Origin of the sequence: Hymenobacter defluvii (assembly GCF_017589435.1) — a bacterium.
Classification (GTDB): domain Bacteria; phylum Bacteroidota; class Bacteroidia; order Cytophagales; family Hymenobacteraceae; genus Hymenobacter; species Hymenobacter profundi.
This window is the reverse complement of record NZ_JAGETX010000001.1, coordinates 454,096-470,388: the sequence shown is the minus strand read 5'-3', so window position 1 is coordinate 470,388 and position 16,293 is coordinate 454,096. Positions and strand designations below refer to the sequence as shown.

The 16,293-nt window shown below is 58.4% G+C and carries 11 protein-coding genes; 1 reads left to right on the top strand and 10 read right to left on the bottom strand.

Annotated features, from left to right (window positions below; genetic code table 11):
* Positions 1 to 2: 2 nt before the first annotated feature.
* On the top strand, positions 3 to 1,700 hold the full coding sequence (locus tag J4D97_RS01840) for an ATP-binding protein (RefSeq protein ID WP_208306119.1): 1,698 nt from the start codon (positions 3 to 5) through the stop codon (positions 1,698 to 1,700).
* A 98-nt stretch (positions 1,701 to 1,798) separates the two neighbouring features.
* Here J4D97_RS01840 and bglX read toward each other — a convergent pair whose 3' ends face one another.
* The 10 genes from bglX to J4D97_RS01790 all read right to left on the bottom strand — a co-directional run bounded on the left by bglX (position 1,799) and on the right by J4D97_RS01790 (position 16,166).
* Positions 1,799 to 4,117, bottom strand: coding sequence for a beta-glucosidase BglX (gene bglX / locus J4D97_RS01835; RefSeq protein ID WP_208306118.1), 2,319 nt, complete (start codon positions 4,115 to 4,117; stop codon positions 1,799 to 1,801).
* Between the two features lie 109 nt (positions 4,118 to 4,226).
* The gene (locus J4D97_RS01830) at positions 4,227 to 5,024 is read right to left on the bottom strand and encodes a prolyl oligopeptidase family serine peptidase (protein ID WP_208306117.1); all 798 of its coding nucleotides are present in this window, start codon (positions 5,022 to 5,024) and stop codon (positions 4,227 to 4,229) included.
* A gap of 157 nt (positions 5,025 to 5,181) precedes the next feature.
* On the bottom strand, positions 5,182 to 6,543 hold the full coding sequence (locus tag J4D97_RS01825) for a glucoamylase family protein (protein ID WP_208306116.1): 1,362 nt from the start codon (positions 6,541 to 6,543) through the stop codon (positions 5,182 to 5,184).
* A gap of 169 nt (positions 6,544 to 6,712) precedes the next feature.
* Positions 6,713 to 8,197 (bottom strand): RagB/SusD family nutrient uptake outer membrane protein, encoded by a 1,485-nt coding sequence (locus J4D97_RS01820; RefSeq protein WP_185283345.1) that lies wholly within the window; start codon positions 8,195 to 8,197, stop codon positions 6,713 to 6,715.
* Between the two features lie 27 nt (positions 8,198 to 8,224).
* Complete coding sequence (locus tag J4D97_RS01815) at positions 8,225 to 11,518, bottom strand: TonB-dependent receptor (protein ID WP_208306115.1); 3,294 nt, start codon at positions 11,516 to 11,518, stop codon at positions 8,225 to 8,227.
* A 125-nt stretch (positions 11,519 to 11,643) separates the two neighbouring features.
* On the bottom strand, positions 11,644 to 12,675 hold the full coding sequence (locus J4D97_RS01810) for a FecR family protein (protein ID WP_208306114.1): 1,032 nt from the start codon (positions 12,673 to 12,675) through the stop codon (positions 11,644 to 11,646).
* A gap of 148 nt (positions 12,676 to 12,823) precedes the next feature.
* Positions 12,824 to 13,411 (bottom strand): RNA polymerase sigma factor, encoded by a 588-nt coding sequence (locus J4D97_RS01805; protein ID WP_208306113.1) that lies wholly within the window; start codon positions 13,409 to 13,411, stop codon positions 12,824 to 12,826.
* A gap of 146 nt (positions 13,412 to 13,557) precedes the next feature.
* Positions 13,558 to 14,451: a nuclease A inhibitor family protein gene (locus tag J4D97_RS23815; protein WP_208306112.1), complete on the bottom strand. Its 894-nt coding sequence runs from the start codon at positions 14,449 to 14,451 to the stop codon at positions 13,558 to 13,560.
* 146 nt (positions 14,452 to 14,597) lie between these two features.
* Positions 14,598 to 15,071, bottom strand: a complete 474-nt coding sequence (gene greA / locus J4D97_RS01795; RefSeq protein WP_185283340.1) for a transcription elongation factor GreA — start codon at positions 15,069 to 15,071, stop codon at positions 14,598 to 14,600.
* Between the two features lie 144 nt (positions 15,072 to 15,215).
* On the bottom strand, positions 15,216 to 16,166 hold the full coding sequence (locus J4D97_RS01790; protein WP_208306111.1) for an NAD(P)-dependent oxidoreductase: 951 nt from the start codon (positions 16,164 to 16,166) through the stop codon (positions 15,216 to 15,218).
* Positions 16,167 to 16,293: the final 127 nt, after the last annotated feature.

Here is a 16,293-nt window from a genome sequence, read left to right as displayed (position 1 = left end):
TTATGAGTGCAGATATCCTATTTACGGGAGGCGGGGAAATGGGCGAGCGAATCAGAACACTCGATTGGTCCCAAACCAAGCTGGGGCCAGTGGCTGACTGGCCGCAAAGCCTGATTAGCGCCGTGCAGATTATGCTCGGCTCTCGCTTTCCGATGATGGTGCACTGGGGACCGGAGTTGATTCATTTCTACAATGATGGCTACGCCAGCATCCTACAGGGCAAGCACCCTGGCGCGCTGGGCCAGCCGGCGCAGGCTTGGTGGAGCGAAATGTGGCCTTTTCTGACGCCTATCTTCGATCAGGTGTGGGCCGGCAATACCACGCATTTTGAAAACCAGCTGGTACTACCCAACCGGCAGGGATTCGTCGAAGAAACGTACTTCACTTTCAGCCACAGCCCCATTCGTAATGAAAGCGGGCAAGTGGCCGGCATCTTCGTGACGGCCATAGAAACCACTACCACGGTGCTGAACCAGCGGCGGTTGGCCATGTTCAGCTCCCTGATGGCTCACGCTGCCCTGGCCACCAAACCCGTAGAAGCCGCTCAGCACTTAGTAGCTTCCCTAGCTACCGACTCGCAGGATATTCCGTTTGCGTTGCTGTATAGCATCGATCAACCGGCTCAGCTGGCCCACCTAACGGGGTGGTTTGGCCTACCCGCCGGCGAGCCCACGGCTCCCAGCACTATCCCTCTCTCCTCCGATCGGTACTGGCCGATGGCCGAAGCGCTGTATTCCCGCCAGCCGGTACTGGTTGCTGATTTGGCTGCCCGCTTCGGAAGTTGGCCGGAGGGCGAATGGGCCGTGGACCCAAGACAGGCCCTTATGCTACCCCTGCGGCTACATGAGGCCGACCAGATAGTAGACAAAATCCTTGTGGTGGGCCTGAGCGCCCGGCGCCCCCTCAATGCCGATTATCAAGGCTTTTTCTCCCTGGTAGCCGATTACGCCGGGCGGGCTCTCAACCACGCCGCAGCCACCTACGAGGCCTACCGCCTTAACCAGGCGCTGCAAGAGGCCAATAACTCCCTGGACACCTTCGTGCACATTGCCGCTCACGACCTGAAAGGACCAGTCAATAATTTGCATAGCCTGCTGGAAGTGTACCACGAGGAGCCCGCCGGCACGGCGCAGGAACACGTGATGTCGCTGCTGAGCAAGGAGGTGCACCGGCTCACGAGCACCGTATCGGGGTTGCTGGAAATCCTGCGCAGCCAGCACACGGTGGCTCCGCCCGCCGAGAAGGTAGAGCTGCAAACGATTTTCAGCCGCGTCTACACCGACCTGGTCGGTTACATACAGGCCCAGGATGGAGTCATTACGGCCGATTTCAGCCGGGCGCCGGTGGTGGTATGCCCCCCGGCTTATCTGGAAAGCATCCTCAAGAATCTGCTGCACAACGCCCTCAAGTACCGCGCCCCCGATCGGCCGCCGGTGGTGCACCTGAGCAGCCGCAGCCGCGACAATACCGTGGTACTGACCATAACCGATAACGGCATCGGCATCGACCTCACACGGGATAAAGAGCGGCTGTTCAGCCCCTTCACTCGCCTCACGGCCGAGGGCGAGGGCGCTGGCCTGGGCCTCTACATGGTTCGCTCCTTGGTGCAGCAGCAAGGCGGCATGCTAGATGCCAGCAGCACGCCCGGCGTGGGCACCACCTTCACGGTGGTGCTGCCCGCTACCCGCGTCAACGACTAGGCCTATACAACAAGCGCGCGACAAGTACTTATCGCGCGCTTGTTGTATAGGCCTTTGGGGGTAGTTGCGTCTCTACCTTGGCACGCAGCTCCAGGCTATTATTGCAGCTTGAAGCTGGCCATCTGCACGTCGCGGGAGTTGCCGCCTACCATCACCTGGAAGTCGCCGGGTTCGGCTACGAAGTTCAGGTCGTTGTTGTAGAACTTCAGGGCGTCGGGCGAGAGGCGGAAGGTGAGGGTTTTGCTTTCGCCCTTTTTCAGCATCACTTTCTGGAAGCCTTTCAACTCTTTTACGGGGCGCGAGAGGCTGCCTACCATATCGCGGATGTAGAGCTGGGCCACTTCCTCACCGTCGTAGTTGCCGGTGTTGCGCACCGTTACCTTCACTTCCAGCGGCTGGTTCATGCCTAGCGTGGCAGCACTCAACTCGGGTTTGCCGTACTCGAACTTAGTGTAGCTCAGCCCGAAACCGAAGGGGTAGAGCGGCTCGTTCACCTCGTCCAGGTAGCGCGACTTGTACTTGTCGAGCTGCACGCCGCCATAGGGGCGGCCGGTGCTCTTGTGGTTGTAGTACAGCGGAATCTGGCCTACGGAGCGCGGAAAGGTCATCGTGATTTTGCCCGAGGGGTTGTAGTTGCCGAACAGCACATCGGCTATGGCGTTACCGGCTTGGGTACCTGCAAACCACGTTTCCAGAATGGCCGAAGCGTTTTCATCTTCCCAGGTCAGCGTGAGCGGCCGGCCATTCATGAGCACCAGCACCAGCGGCTTGCCAGTGGCTTTCAGCGCTTTTAGTAGAGCAAGCTGCTGACCGGGCAGGCCAATATCGGCGCGGCTGGCGGCTTCGCCGGTCATGCCCTGGCTTTCGCCCACGGCGGCCACAATCACATCGGCCTGCTGGGCTACCTGCACGGCTTCCTTAATCATCTCCTCCGACGAGCGTTTGTCTAGCTCCAGGTCGCCGCCGTGGTGGTTGAGGCGGTCGAGCATCTGCTGGTCGTCGGCAATGTTGGCACCTTTGGCGTACACGATTTTCACCGCACTGCCGGCCACATTCTTAATACCCTGCTCCAACGACACGGCTTGTTTCCAGTCGCCGGCGCCGCTCCAGTTGCCAATCATGTCGCGCTGGCTCTGAGCCAACGGGCCAACAAGGGCAATGGTCCCCGACTTCTTGAGGGGTAGGGTTTGGTTGTCGTTCTTCAGCAGCACCATGCTTTTGCGGGCAATATCGCGGGCATCGGCGATGAACTCTTTGTTCATGATGACCTTCTTGGCCCGCTTCTCCGACACGCCGTGGTAGGGGTCTTTGAACAAGCCGAGGCGGTACTTGCCTTCCAGCACGCGGCGGCACGCCAGGTCGATATCGGCTTGCTTCACGAGGCCATTTTTCAGGTCTTCGCCCAAGTGCTTTAGGAACAGTTCCCCTACCATGTCCATATCGGCACCGGCTTTCAGCGAAAGGGCAGCCACCTCTTTCTCGTCGCCCATGCCGTGGGCAACTAGCTCATTGATGGCCGTGTAGTCGGTGGCCACGAAGCCTTTGAAGCCCCACTGCTGGCGCAGCAGGTCCGTGAGCAGCCAGCGGTTGGCGGTAGCGGGTATCCCGTTCACGTCGTTGAACGACGACATCACGGACCCCACCCCGGCATCGACGGCAGCTTTGTAGGGCGGCAGGTACTCGTTGTACATGCGCACCTTGCTCATGTCGGTGGTGTTGTAGTCGCGGCCAGCTTCGGCGGCGCCATAGAGGGCGAAGTGCTTGAGGCAGGCCATCACGGCGTTTTCCTTGGTGAGGTCGGTGCCCTGGTAGCCGCGCACCATGGCTTCGGCCATGCGCGAGCCAAGGTAGGCGTCTTCGCCAGCGCCCTCGGCCACACGGCCCCAGCGCGGGTCGCGGGCAATGTCGACCATTGGCGAGTATACCCAATGTAGGCCGTCGGCGGAAGCTTCTTCGGCGGCAATGCGGGCGCTACGCTCCACAGCTTGCACATCCCAGCTGGCAGCCAGCCCCAGCGGAATTGGGAAGATGGTGCGGTGCCCGTGAATCACGTCGTACCCGAAGATCAGCGGAATTTTCAGGCGAGTTTGCTTCAAGGCCAACTCTTGCAGCTTGCGGGCCGCAATGGGCGTGTAGGTATTAAATACGCCGCCCACATTGCCCTTCGAGATATTCTCGTTCACGTTTTGGCTCACCACCGGCCCCGTCACATCAAACCCCACCGACACCAGATTCAGCTGGCCGATCTTCTCTTCCAGCGTCATTTTCTGCATCAGATTATCGATGAACGCCTTCATCTTGGGGTCGTCCTGCATCACTTGGGGGGTAGGCGCTGGCTGTTGCTGCTGGGCGTGCAGCGGCGCCGTGAAGGTGAGGCCCAGCGTGAGCAGCAGGGCAGCGCGGGAAATTTTATTCATGGGTGTTATATGTGGGAAATTTGAGTTTGATGAATCAGTTCGGGAAGGTAACTGCTATGACTATCTCCGTCTTACTCTCAAGCAAGCAGAAACCGCCGTGGCCCCTACCCTACTTGTGTTGGCTGAACAGCCACGGCAGTAGTTCCGGTTCGGCAAAGGCGCTGTCCCAACTGTTGTGGTTTACGCCGGGATACTCGGTGTATTTCACCTGAGCGCCGGCCTGTTGCAGGGCCGCTACCATCTCGCGGGAGTATTTGGGCGCCACCACGTCGTCGGCGCTGCCATGGAAAACCCACAGCGGTAGGCGCTTGGCATAGCGTTTCACCGAAGAAGGCTCACCGCCGCCGCAGATGGGAGTGGCCGCCGCAAACAGCTTCGGCTCGCGGTACAGAGCCTCAAACGTGCCCATTCCTCCCATCGACAAGCCCATGATGTACACCCGCTTTTTATCGACGTGCTCCTGGCGGCGCAGCTGCTGCACCAAATCGAGGGCGGCGCGCAGGGGCCAGTTGGGGCCGTCGGCGTAGCGGAACTGGATATCGAGTGGGTGTTTCGTGCGGTCAATCTGGGTAGCGGCCCAGTAGCTGTTTTCGGGGCACTGCGGAAACACCACAATAGCCGGGAAGCGCTGCCGATTCTCGGGAGTCAGAAACAGCTTGCTGCCGTGCGTGAGTTGCTTTTGGTTGTCAGAACCCCGTTCCCCGGCCCCGTGCATCACTAGTATTAAGGGATACTTTTTGGCGGGGTCGTAGTTTTCGGGATACAGAATGCGGTAGGGCAGCGAGTGGCCGTCTTTGGCGGCGTAGGTGCGAGGCTGGAAACCGGATTCTTGTTGAGCTTGCGCGGTTGTGATACAAGTGAACGTCAGCAGGTAGATGAGCAGGTAGCGAAAGAGGGAATTTTGCATACGTGTAAGTAATCAGGTAACGTGGACCTCAGCCCTATCTCCTCGGAGAGCCAGTACCGGAGCTAATAGCTATTAGCTGCTAGCGGTTGGTTCTTAGCTAATAGCTCCGGTACTGGCTCCTCGAGGAGAGGGGGCTGGGGGCTGAGGTAAATCGTTGCTATTTCTTCAATTGCGGGCTTTCGAGGCCTAGCTTTTTCAAACCTTTCTGCACGTCGGGGCTGCTCATGAAGAGTTTCCAGAGCAAGCCGGTGCGGTGGTTCTCAATCATGCCCACAATAGGGCCTTGGTCGATGGCAAGGTAGGACTTGGCCTGCCAGTTGTGTTCCTCGCTAAAAGCGTCCACAAAGCCATATTCGCCCCAGATTTTGTCGCCTAGGTCGTTGTAGAAGTGCTTCAACGCCCGCATCGACTCCTTAGGCGCGTAGGGCATGGCCGACAGCGCGGCGGTGGGCGAAATCACGCCCAAATCCTCCGTAGGCGAGTGCGCAGCATAGCCTTTGTAGCTATCCGACGCCGTGAGGCCCCAGGTGTCTTTGCCGTAGCCTTTGTACTTCTTGGGGTTCTGCACGCAATAGTCGTAGTTGATGCGCGTGTGCGCCTGGTTTTGCTGCCAGTAGTCGGCGTACTGGTCTTTAAGGCCGCGCGGGTCGATGCCCAGGAAGGAGTAGTGCGAGAAGAACAGTGGTCCGCCGTAGTCGAAGCCCAGCGGCAGGGTAGTACCTAGATATTTCTTGCCGTTTTTGAAGGCGTTGCCGGTGGCCCAGCCTTCATCATACACCTTCTTGTCGATGCTGTAGCGCGGGGAGGCCGCCGCCAGCACGTAGGTCACGAAGCACTCGTTCCAGCCATGAATCTGGTGGTTCATGCTCCAATCGTTGTTGGGGCTCCAGTGCCAGTAGAGCACATTCTGGTTTTGGGTGTACCAGTTCCACTCCACTCCTTCCCACATCCACAGAATCTTGTTGCGCAGGTTGCTTTCGGTAGGCGTGTCCTTCGTGAAATACTGGCGGGCACAGATCAGCCCTTCGAACAGGAAAGAGGTTTCTACCAGGTCGCCGCCGTCGTCTTTGGGGCTGAAGCGGATGGTTTTGCCCGTCTCACCGTTCAGCCAGTGCGGAAACGCGCCGTGAAACATATCGGCCTTCCACAGAAAATTGACGATCTTTCCTACCCGTTCGGCCGCCTGTTCCCGCGTAATCCACTTGCGCTCGGCGGCCACGATAATGGCCATGATACCGAAGCCCGTGCCGCCGGTCGTCACCACTTCGTCGCCGTAGTCGAAGCTCACGTTGCTGCGTTCCCGGGCCATGCCCGATATGGGGTGGCCGAAGTCCCAGAAGTACTTGAACGTCTGGCGTTGCACCTCGTCCAGCAATTGCTCGTCGGAGAGGTTTTTCTGGCGCGGGGCGGTGTAGGTGAGTTTGGCGGCCGGGGCAGTCGTTTGAGCGTGGCTAGCCAAGGGTAGCAGACTAGCGCCTGCCACACCAGCCGCCAGTAGGTAGGCAAAGGAAGTGTTCATAATAGAAGGTGTAGGGTAGGAAAAGCGCGGATTTAAAAGTAAACAGAACGTCGTGCTGAGCTTGTCGAAGCATCTCTACCGCTTCGTTAGGTAGTATTCAACGAAGCGGTAGAGATGCTTCGACAAGCTCAGCACGACGTTCTGTTTTTTATCTACTTAAACCGACAGATTAGTAGCCTGGGTTTTGGGTAATCAACCCGCCGCTGATGTCGATGCGGTTTTGTGGAATCGGGAACACCTCATTTTTACCATCCACGAAGTTTTTGCCTACGGCCCGCAGCACGGTGCCAGCGCGGCCCTGGCGCACCAGGTCCCAGAATCGGTCGTGCTCCATGGCCAGCTCCACGCGCCGCTCGCGCCAAATGGCCTGGCGCAGGGCAGTTGGTTCGGTAATCGTTACGTCGGGTAGCACGGTGGTGCTGGTGCCGCGGGCGCGCTTGCGCACTAGGTTCAGGTCGGTGAGGGCCTTGGCCGTGTTGCCCTGTTGGTTGGCAGCTTCGGCGTTCATCAGCAGCACATCAGCGTAGCGCAGAATGCGAATGTTCTTGCCTGAGTCGCCGAGGCCGTTGGGCGAGCGGGGGTCGGTGGCGCGCACGTAGGCCTTCTGGTTGTAGCGCGGGTTATCAATCACCGTCGGAATGGTGATACCGTCGCCCAGGTTTTCGCCGGCGTAGATGATGGTAGCCTGACGGCGTGGGTCGCCGTCTTCGTAGGCGTTATTCAGGTTTTCGGAGGGCACGTTGAAGCCCCAGCCACCCGTCGGGATGGGTGCGCGCGGGCTCTGTACCTCGGCGTACTGCGAGCCGCCACCGCCTTGCGGCAGGGTAGCGCACTGCACCTCAAAGATGGACTCGCTGGAGTTCTCACCTTCCAGATTAAACAGCAACGCGTAGTTGTTGTAGAGACTGTACTCGCCTGAGGCAATTACAGCGTCGGTAAGGGAAAGCACCTGGCCCCAGTTTCCCTGGTACATATACACCTTGGCGAGCATACCTTGGGCAGCTCCCTTTGTGATGCGGCCTAGGTCGGCGGCGGGGTAAGCAGAGCGTACGGGTAGGGCTTCAATAGCCGCGTTCAGGTCGGCAATGATGAAGTCATACGTCTGCTCGCGGGTGGCGCGGGGCTTAGATGAATTGCTACCGTCGCGGGGTGGCAGCTCGTCGATGATAGGTACGCCACCGTAGGTACGCACCAGATTAAAGTAGAAATAACCACGCAGGAAGCGGGCTTCTGCAATCAGGCGAGCCTTTAGAGCGTCGTCCATCTGAATGTCGGGCACGCGCAGAATTACTTGGTTGGCGCGGGCAATGCCCAGGTAGTGGCCCTGCCAGAAACCATCGAGCAGACCGTTGGCGGCCGTGGCCGTGAAGTTATCCAGCTCGCCCATGGCGGGCGCGTCGCCGGGGGTACTGCCCTTGTCGGCATCATCGGAAGCCACGTTGGCAATTCCGATAAAGGAAAAGGTATGTACCGAGAAGTCGCGCAGCTGATTGTAAACAGCGTTGGTGGCCTGCACGGCGCCATCGGAGGTAGCAAAGAAGTTTTCGCTCAACTCCTCGCCCAAAGGCTGGGTGTCCAGAAAATCCTGGCAGCTGCTAACGGCCATGCTCAACGAGAGGCTGGCCAGGGCAATGATATAGTGTTTCGCTTTCATGATGCGATGTGCTTATCAGGTTCTGAATTACAGAGAAATGTTTACCCCGGCGTTGTAAGAGCGCGTCACGGGCACCACGTTCAGCTCGATGCCGCGGCCGGCATCGTTGCCGCCTACCTCTGGCGAGAAGCCCGAGTAGTTGGTGAAGGTGAAGGGGTTGAGCGCGTTAACGTAGAAGCGGATGCTGCCTACCCCAAACGACTCAGTAAGAGCGCGCGGGATGGTGTAGCCCAGTTGAATGGTACGGAAGCGCAGGAACGCACCCGACTCAAGGAAGTAGCTGGAAACCTGCGGAATGACGTTCGACACACGCGGCTCGGTGGTAGAGGGGTTGGTGGGCGTCCAACGATCCAGGCGCGAGGCCTCGAAGTTTTCGTTGGTGAAGCGCACGGCCTTCTTACCGTTGTAGATTTTGTTGCCCGATACACCTTGCAGGTCCACAGCAATATCGAAGCCTTTGTAGGCGGCGTTGGTGTTCAGGGCGTAGGTCAGGTTCGGAATGGGCGAGCCCAGGCTTACGCGGTCGTTTTGGTCAATCACGCCGTCGTTGTTTACGTCGCGGAAGCGCAGCTCACCGGGAGCTTTGCCGCCGGGTTGGTTGGGCGCGGCTGCTACCTCGTCGGCGGTCTGGAAAATACCTATTACATCGAAGCCGTAAAACTCACCGATAGAGGTGTTCACGCCACTGCGCGTTACCACGTTGCCGTTGCCCAGGCTACCCCCAATGATGGGCTGGCCGCCGTTGCCCAACGACACAATGTTGTTGCGCAGGGTAGAGAGGTTGGCGTTCACGCCGTAAGTGAATTCTTCCTTCACATCGCCACGCCAGCCCAGCGTAAACTCGAAGCCTTTGTTGTCGACGGTACCAATGTTGCGGTACAGCGCCCCTACGGCTACCGGCACCTGCGTCACCAAGTCGTTGGTGCGACGGTCGAAGTAGTCAGCCTCGAAGGTCAGGCGGTTGTTGAGGAAAGCGGTTTCAAAACCAATGTCCAGCTGGTTGATCTTCTCCCAGCGAATCTGCGACACGGTGGGGTTGGTTTCGGTTTTGCCAATGTTCAGCGACTCGCCGGGGCCGAAGATGGCGTTCAGGTTGTTGTTGATGCGGGCGTAGTACTGGTAGCTGGGCACGTTCACGTTGCCCACTACCCCGTAGCTGGCGCGCAGTTTCAGGTTGTCAAATACGCCGAGGTCCTTGATGAAGTCTTCCTCCGACAAACGCCAGCCGGCGCCAATAGCGGGGAAGTAGCCCCACCGGTCGCCCTGCGAGAAGCGCGAGGATCCGTCGGCACGGAAGGTAGCCGTCAGCAGGTAGCGGTCCTTAAACGCGTAGTTGGCGCGGGCCAGGCCCGACTGAAACGCGTACTCGCTGGCCGAGTTGTTGGCGATGTTGCCCTGGGCGTTGCCCACGTTCAGGTACCACAGGTCGTCGTCGTAGCCGGGCACGTCGTTGCGCTGGCCGAAGAGACTTTCGTTTTGGTCGCGCTGCATGGTGTAGCCAGCCAGCAAGGTCAGGCGGTGGTCATCGCCAAACTGCGTATCATAGGTCAGCGTGTTTTCCCACAGCCAGGTAGAGTTGGTGTTGGTCCGGCGGCCCAGGCGGCTACGGTCGTTGCGCTGGTTCTGCGACACGAAGTAGACAGGGGCATACACGCGGTTTTCGGTGTAGCCCAGATCGGTACCGAAGCTGGTGCGGAAAGTCAGGTTTTTCAGCAGGTTGGCTTCGCCGAACACGTTGCCAATCAGGCGGCCGCCTTTGTTGCGCTCATTGTTATAAGCCAACTGCGCTACCGGGTTGGCCACGTTCTGGTTCAGCGAGTAGCTGTAGTTGCCAGTGGTGGGGTTGAACACCTGCTGGGCGGGGTCGGCGTTATAGGCGTTGCCGAACACCGAGCCAGGCGTGATGTTCTCCTGAATGCGGCTGATGGCCACGTTGGCGCCTACCCGCACGCGGTCGGTGAGCTTGTACTCATTGTTGACGCGGAAGTTGATGCGCTCAAAATCCTGGCCTTTCACGATGCCCTGCTGCTTGTTGTAGCCCCCGCTGATGCTGTACGTCGACTTCTCCGAGCCGCCCGAAGCGCTCAGTTGGTAATCCTGAATAACGCCCTTGCGCAGAACCTGATCAAACCAGTTCACACCGTTACCATAGTCGTAGCCGGGGCCGCGGAAGAGGTTGGTAGCGTTGGGGGTAGTGTTCAGAATGGCTTCGTTCAGCAGCGTCTGATATTCGCTGGCGTTGGCCATATCCACGCGCCTGGCAATTTCCTGGTAGCCCGCGTAGGCGTTCAGCGAAATGCGCGCCTTACCCGACTTGCCTTTTTTGGTAGTCACGATAATCACGCCGTTGGCGCCACGCACACCATAAATAGCCAGCGAAGAGGCGTCCTTCAATACTTCAATCGACGCAATATCGTAGGGGCTCAGAAACTGGATGTTGTTGGTGAACATACCATCTACCACAAACAGCGGCTGGTTGGCGGCGTTGTTGTCGTCGCCGGCCGTGCGCACCGACGTCACACCCCGGATCCGAATGTTAGGTGCAGCGCCAGGAGCCCCTGAGGTGGAAGTGATGTTTACGCCGGCAATCTTGCCTTGCAGGGCCTGCTCGGCGTTGGCTACCGGGCGGTTGGCAATTTCTTCTGCTTTCACCGAGCCAATAGCACCCGTTACGTCGGCTTTGCGCTGCGTGCCGTAGCCTACTACTACTACCTCGTTCAAGGTTTTCGTATCGGCGCCCATCGTGATGTTGATGGCCGTGCGGCCGTCTACGGGCACTTCTTGGGTGTTGTAGCCAATGAAAGAAAACGTGAGGGTAGCATTATCAGGTACCGTGAGGGAGTAGTTGCCCTCCGCATCAGTCTGGGTGCCGTTAGCGGTGCCTTTCACTACCACGTTCACGCCGGGTAGGCCACCCCCCTTTTCGTCCAGTACGCGGCCGGTTATGGTGATGTCGGCTTGGGCGGGCTGCAATACAATACCGTTGTCCACCACTTCGTACTTCACCGCCACCGGCGACAAAATCGTGCGTAGTACCTCTACCAGCGGCTGATTTACAGCTTTTACCGACACCCGCCGGGTTGCCTTAATCACCTGCGGGCTGTACATGAAGTGCGTGTTGGTCTGCGCTTCCAGCTGCCCGAGCAGATCTTTTACGGTTTCGTTGTTGGCCTGCACCGTTACGGGTTGGTTCAGGATTTCCTGGGCTAGCGCTGGCCGGCCCCAGGCAATGCTGGTGCAAAGCATCAGGCCAAACAGTTGCAATAGCAGCACGCTTTTGAAGCGTTTGCCCAGCGGTGGGATTTGTAGAAGAGGACTCATACAGCTTGTTAGGGTTGGTGAGAAGGTTTGGGAATTAAGCGAAGCAGTAAAAAGAGTTAAACACAGTCGCAATCGTTTGCGGAAAGCCCAAAAAGAGGAGGGTGATGAAAGGAGTTGGAACCGTATTAGGATTTGCAGCCCTGGCTATACAGCTGCACGTGCGTGTCTACTGACTTGTAGGTAGCGCCCAGGGTCTTACACAGCAAACTTAAGTTACTGAATAACTGATCTTTTTGCAGTACAACGCTTACTGTGCAGTTTGCTAAGGCTGCCTTGTCGTAGAGAATTTCTACCCCGTAGGCGTGCTCCAAGGTGGCAATCACGTCGGCCACGGGCTGGTCGTCGAAGGAAAAGGTAGAGGGCGGGGTGAGCAAGGCAGGCTGGGCTACCAGATCCTTATGCAACTCGTGTGCAGCGGGCGAATACACTACCTGCTGGTTGGGGAGCAATTCCACAGCGGCGGGTACCGCCGCCACGGTGGCTGCCGCCAGCTTGCGGGGCTGCACACGTACTTTGCCGCGCAAGACCTGCACCCGCGTGTTGGGTTGGCCAGCGTAGGCTTGCACCGTGAAACTCGTACCCAGCACCGTGGTCAGCATTTGCTCGGTATACACCTCAAACGGCTGCTGCGGATTGTGAAACACATCAAACGTAGCTTCACCTGATAGAAATACCTGCCGGCGAGCTGCCACAAAACGGCGTGGGTAGCGCAAACGGCTATGGGGTGCCAGCACCACCGTGCTGCCATCGGGTAGGGTGAGCCGGCCGGGCTCGGTGCGTATGGTCCATTCCATTTGAGCGGTGGCCACTCCCGGCACGGCGGGCTCTATCCAGGAGCTTGGTAGCTGCTGTAGTGCCGCTAGGCCAAGCCCTAGGGCCAAAGCCGCTGCGGCGGCCCAGCGGGTAGGTGCGCGCACGTACCACGGTTTGGGGGCAGCAGTTAGCGGGATAACCGGCGTTTCCAAGCAGGTTTGTTGGGCAATGCGTGCCCACAGTGCGCTTTGCAATGCTTCCCGCTCCTGCACGGTCAGGGGGGTGCTAGTGGGTACGTGTTGTTCCAGGGTAGCGTACCAATGCTCTACTTCGCGCTGCTCTGCGGGCGTGCATTCGCCACGCTGGTACCGCTGCAATAAGTTTTGAAAGTACGCGTCTGGCATAAGAGAAGCCTTGGTTTGCTCGTATAGTCGAACAACCGCGCTTTTACCCTAGTGCAGTCATAAAAAAACCTGCTACTCAGACACGCACTAGGCCACTAATCACCCATTAACTAATTGACTATCAATATAAAATATTCAATAAAAATTTTTACTTTATCAACCAGAAAAAAGGCAGCAACGTCAAAAAATCTTTCAACCGTACACGCAATAGCTTCAGGGCGCGCGTGAGATGATACTCCACCGTTTTGGGCGATAAGTGCAATTGATCGGCAATTTCCGCTACGCTCTGGTGCTCCAGACGGCTCAGCCGAAATACTTCCCGCGTCGATTCAGGCAACTGGGTGATGCTTTCTGCCAGGGCCACCGACAGGTCATCGGCCGCCACTACCTCCTCAGTGCTTCGGTCCAACGCTAGCGGCTGTGCCTGCCGGTAGCTCAGGTAGCCCGCGTGGGTGGTGCGCACCCGCAGGTAGTCGATAATCCGGTATTGCAGGGCTTTATTCAGGTAGTGGGGTAGCTTTTCAATCTGGCTACTGGCGCGCTTTTGCCAGAGCGCCGCAAACAGGTCCTGCACCAGCTCTTCGGCGGCCTCGCGCGAGCCCAACTTGCGTTGCGCGGTGCTAAACAGCTGCCACCAATACCGCTCGTAAATCTCCGCGAAAGCCCGCGCATCACCGTCGCTCAGCGCCTGTACCAGGGCTGCGTCGTCGGATATAGCGTGCGATTTTGGAGTCATAAGCTATTGAAAACGGAGAAGCGAATGTACGGTAAGTAGCAGATTCACAGCGCGTATCTGTTGATTAATCATTTGTATTTATCTCTATAACAGCACAACCATAAAAAGCACAAGCCCGCGCCGGGTGCCGGCGCGGGCTTGTGCTTTTAGGTTTCGCTGAGTTGCGTTTTAAAGCCCATCAGTTGTCCATTGGCTGTCTTGCCCAACACATACACCGGTATCTGAGGGCCCTCGCCGATGCGGTATACCTGCGTATCGTCCAGCTCCTGTTTCAAGAACATCTGCAACGCTTTGAAACGGTTGGCGGCCTCAACGGAGCCTTGGGGACCATTATCGGCCGTTTGCTGGCGCAGAAATACCGTTAGCTCTTGCGTCTGCACAGGCTCTTCAGATGGTGCGCCTACCAGTTCGCGCACGGTTTCCGGAGTCAGCTCGGCCTGGGGCGCGGGGTAACGCACGGCTTCCAAGGGCGCTTCGGTTTCGGCTACGTAGCGTAGGCCCTGTGTGAGTTGGCGCAACTGCGCGAAGGGGCCATCGTTATCGGAAGCAGGAGCCGCCGCAGCAACGTTGCTGCCCACAGTTTCGCGCTCGGCCTTGCTTTCCAAAGGCGGGGTGTCCGCTGACCCTACCCCATCGGTATCGGTGGCAGGCACTTGGGCGGCAATGGCCGCCGCCAACTCCTGCATGCGCTCCTCGGGTACTTTAATTTTAGGGTTGGCGAAGTTCATGTCCGCCACGTGGTTCATCGGGATCAGGTGGATGTGCGCGTGTGGCACTTCCAGGCCAATCACGGCTACCCCGATGCGCTTGCACGGCACGGCGGCCCGCACGCCTTTCGCCACGCGCTGGGCAAACAGGTTGAGCGCCGCCAGCTCCTGCGGGGGCAAGTCGAAAATGTAGTCGGTTTCCTTTTTCGGAATCACCAGCGTGTGGCCTTCCACCAGGGGCGTGATGTCGAGAAAAGCCAGGTGCGCGTCGTCTTCAGCTACTTTGTAAGCCGGTAGCTCGCCGGCTACGATACGGGAGAAAATAGAAGGCATGTGGTAGGGGCACCTTGTAGGCGTCCGTGGTTAGGTAGAACGATGAGTGAGTATATAAATACGAAAAGGGAAAGCCAACGTCTGACCTCCCCTTCTCCCATGCTATGATGATGCGCTACCCCAGACCGGGCGCGTACAACGCATCCCTACCGCGAAATTTCCAGAATCTCGAATTGCAGCTTGCCAGCGGGCACGGTAATCTCGGCCGTATCGCCGGCCGACTTGCCCAGCAGGCCTTTGCCGATGGGTGACTTCACGGAGATTTTACCGGCCGCCAAGTTGGCTTCTTCCTCGGCTACCAGCGTATAGTCTAGCACCATGCCGTTTTTCAGGTTTTTCAGCTTCACTTTGCTCATGATGAGCACTTTGCTGGTGTCGAGGTTGCTCTCGTCGAGCAGGCGGGCGTTGCCCACAATTTCTTCCAGCTTCGCAATCTTCAGCTCCAGCAAACCCTGTGCTTCTTTAGCGGCATCATATTCGGCGTTTTCACTCAGGTCACCCTTGTCGCGGGCTTCGCGCAGGTCGTCGGCAGCTTTAGCCCGACCACGAATTTTCAGGTCCTGCAACTCGTCTTTGAGTTTCTGCAAGCCTTCGGGGGTATAATAATTAACAGTAGCCATGTCGGGTTGGTGGATTAGCTAAAAAACAAGGAGAACGGTCAGCAGCGCCGACCGTTCTCCGAAACAGGTTTCCTGCAAATATACACATTCGCCACAAACCAAGCACGGGCACCGGCTCGATCTGGTAGCAGCGAGGCAATGCGTCTACCCTGCGTGCCGGCGCAGGAAATCGTGGATTTTGCGAGCTAAAACCTCATTAATGCGGTGGTAGGATTGGTGCGTCCAGCCGCCGATGTGCGGCGTAAATAGCACGTTGGGGTCGGCTTCGAGCGCATCAAGGGTAGCGCGCTGGGTAGGCGTGAGGGTCGCTAGCTTTTCATTTTCAAGCACATCGAGGCCGGCACCGCGCACCTGGCCAGTAGCCAGTTGGCGCACCAAGGCGGCGTGGTCCAGCACCTCGCCGCGCGCCGTGTTCAGCAGCCAGATGGCGTTGCGGAATCCCGTCAGCATTTCCTCATTCACTACATGATGATTGGCCGCCGAATAGGGAATGTGCAAACTCAGCACCTCGGCCCGCTGTTGCAGTTCAGCCAACGAAACAAGGGTAGCAAACTGGTCGGGGGCGCAGTTGGGGTCGTGGTCGTATGCCAACACGGTGCAGCCGAAGCCCCCAAGACGACGGGCAAACGCCTTGCCCATGTGGCCATAGCCTATCAGTCCGATTACTTTGCCGCCTACCTCCTCGCCGCGGTTGGCCTCGCGCCGCCACTGCCCGGCGCGCACCTCGCGGTCGGCCCGGCCAATGTTGCGCAACACGCTCAGCAGCAAGCCTACGGCAAACTCGCCCACGGCGTCCTGGTTGCCCTCGGGGGCATTCAGCAAGGTCACGTTGGCCGCGGCCAAAGCCTCTTCATCAATATTATCGACACCAGCGCCGGCGCGGGCTACCCAGCGCAGCGCCGGGCCGTGCGCCAGCAGCGCGGCGGTGATGCGCAGCTTGGAGCGCACCATCAGGCCATCATAAGGATGCGCAGCCAGGGCGGCAGGCACTTCGGCGGCGGTAAGGTCGGGCCGGTAGTGAAGCTGCACCCCAATTTCTGCCAGCATGTCGGGTAGGCTGGGGTGCATTTCGTCGATGCAGAGACAGGTTTTCAAGTTAAGAATGAAGAGTAAGGATTAAAAGATAGGATCCGCTTTGAGAGAGTAGCGCCGTTTGTAAGCTTTGTCATCCTGAGCATGTGGCTTGATGCGCCACATGCTCAGGATGACAGGCGAGGTAGGG